General features: G+C 51.4%; 1 rRNA gene (only partly in view). It reads left to right on the forward strand.

Going from position 1 to position 2569, the window contains the following annotated elements:
• Positions 1-2550, forward strand: a 23S ribosomal RNA gene (locus EXT47_RS23530) (it extends 334 nt beyond the left edge of the window).
• The last annotated feature ends 19 nt before the right edge of the window (positions 2551-2569 follow it).

A 2569-nucleotide genomic window follows, 5' to 3' on the forward strand; every position in this document is an offset into this window, starting at 1 on the left:
AAAACTTATCTAAAGTGAAATCGAGTAGGTCGGAGCACGTGAAACTTTGACTGAATATGGGGGGACCATCCTCCAAGGCTAAATACTCCCAACTGACCGATAGTGAACCAGTACCGTGAGGGAAAGGCGAAAAGAACCCCTGTGAGGGGAGTGAAATAGAACCTGAAACCGTGTACGTACAAGCAGTAGGAGCCTACTTGTTGGGTGACTGCGTACCTTTTGTATAATGGGTCAGCGACTTATATTCTGTAGCGAGGTTAACCATTTAGGGGAGCCGTAGCGAAAGCGAGTCTTAACTGGGCGCTTAAGTTGCAGGGTATAGACCCGAAACCCGGTGATCTAGCCATGGGCAGGTTGAAGGTTGAGTAACATCAACTGGAGGACCGAACCCACTAACGTTGAAAAGTTAGGGGATGACCTGTGGCTAGGAGTGAAAGGCTAATCAAACCGGGAGATAGCTGGTTCTCCCCGAAATCTATTTAGGTAGAGCCTCGGACGAATACTTACGGGGGTAGAGCACTGTTAAGGCTAGGGGGTCATCCCGACTTACCAACCCTTTGCAAACTCCGAATACCGTAAAGTAATATCCGGGAGACACACGGCGGGTGCTAACGTCCGTCGTGGAGAGGGAAACAACCCAGACCGTCAGCTAAGGTCCCAAAGTGTATGTTAAGTGGGAAACGATGTGGGAAGGCTAAAACAGCTAGGAGGTTGGCTTAGAAGCAGCCACCCTTTAAAGAAAGCGTAATAGCTCACTAGTCGAGTCGGCCTGCGCGGAAGATGTAACGGGGCTAAACATACCACCGAAGCTACGGCTGCAGACTTTGTCTGCGGGGTAGGGGAGCGTTCTGTAAGTGGCTGAAGGTGTGCCGGGAGGCATGCTGGACATATCAGAAGTGCGAATGCTGACATGAGTAACGACAAGAGGAGTGAAAAACTCCTCCGCCGGAAGACCAAGGGTTCCTATCCCATGTTAATCAGGGTAGGGTGAGTCGACCCCTAAGGCGAGGCTGAAGAGCGTAGTCGATGGGAAACGGGTTAATATTCCCGTACTCGGTATGAATGCGATGGGGGGACGGAGCAGGCTAGGCAAGCATGGCGTTGGTTGTCCATGTGAAAGGCTGTAGGCTGGTGACTTAGGAAAATCCGGGTTGCCAAGGCTGAGAGTCGAGACGAGCCACTAAGGTGGTGAAGTTGTTGATGCCCTACTTCCAGGAAAAGCCTCTAAGCTTCAGTTCATACTGAATCGTACCCTAAACCGACACAGGTGGTCAGGTAGAGAATACTAAGGCGCTTGAGAGAACTCGGGTGAAGGAACTAGGCAAAATTGTACCGTAACTTCGGGAGAAGGTACGCTCTTGTTTGTGAAGGACTTGCTCTGTAAGCAAACGAGAGCCGCAGTGACCAGGTGGCTGGGACTGTTTATTAAAAACACAGCACTGTGCAAAATCGTAAGATGACGTATACGGTGTGACACCTGCCCGGTGCCGGAAGGTTAATTGATGGGGTTAGCTTAGGCGAAGCTCTTGATCGAAGCCCCGGTAAACGGCGGCCGTAACTATAACGGTCCTAAGGTAGCGAAATTCCTTGTCGGGTAAGTTCCGACCTGCACGAATGGTGTAACCATGGCCACGCTGTCTCCACCCGAGACTCAGTGAAATTGAAATCGCAGTGAAGATGCTGTGTACCCGCGGCTAGACGGAAAGACCCCGTGAACCTTTACTACAGCTTGGCACTGAACATTGACCCTACATGTGTAGGATAGGTGGGAGGCTTTGAAGCAGAGACGCTAGTTTCTGTGGAGCCGACCTTGAAATACCACCCTTGTAGTGTTGATGTTCTAACTTAGGCCCCTGAATCGGGGTTGAGGACAGTGCCTGGTGGGTAGTTTGACTGGGGCGGTCTCCTCCCAAAGAGTAACGGAGGAGCACGAAGGTTTGCTAAGTACGGTCGGACATCGTACGGTTAGTGTAATGGTAGAAGCAAGCTTAACTGCGAGACAGACACGTCGAGCAGGTACGAAAGTAGGTCATAGTGATCCGGTGGTTCTGAATGGAAGGGCCATCGCTCAACGGATAAAAGGTACTCCGGGGATAACAGGCTGATACCGCCCAAGAGTTCATATCGACGGCGGTGTTTGGCACCTCGATGTCGGCTCATCACATCCTGGGGCTGAAGTCGGTCCCAAGGGTATGGCTGTTCGCCATTTAAAGTGGTACGCGAGCTGGGTTTAGAACGTCGTGAGACAGTTCGGTCCCTATCTGCCGTGGGCGTTTGAGAATTGAGAGGGGCTGCTCCTAGTACGAGAGGACCGGAGTGGACGAACCGCTGGTGTTCGGGTTGTGATGCCAATTGCATTGCCCGGTAGCTACGTTCGGAACTGATAACCGCTGAAAGCATCTAAGCGGGAAGCAGGCCTCGAGATGAGTTCTCACTTTGACTTAGAGTCAACTGAAGGGCCGTTGAAGACTACAACGTTGATAGGCGAGATGTGGAAGTGCTGTGAGGCATTAAGCTAACTCGTACTAATTACCCGTGAGGCTTAACCATACAACGCCAAAGTGGTTTA

Source organism: Pseudoalteromonas sp. CO342X, from assembly GCF_004208915.1.
Classification (GTDB): Bacteria; Pseudomonadota; Gammaproteobacteria; order Enterobacterales; family Alteromonadaceae; genus Pseudoalteromonas; species Pseudoalteromonas maricaloris.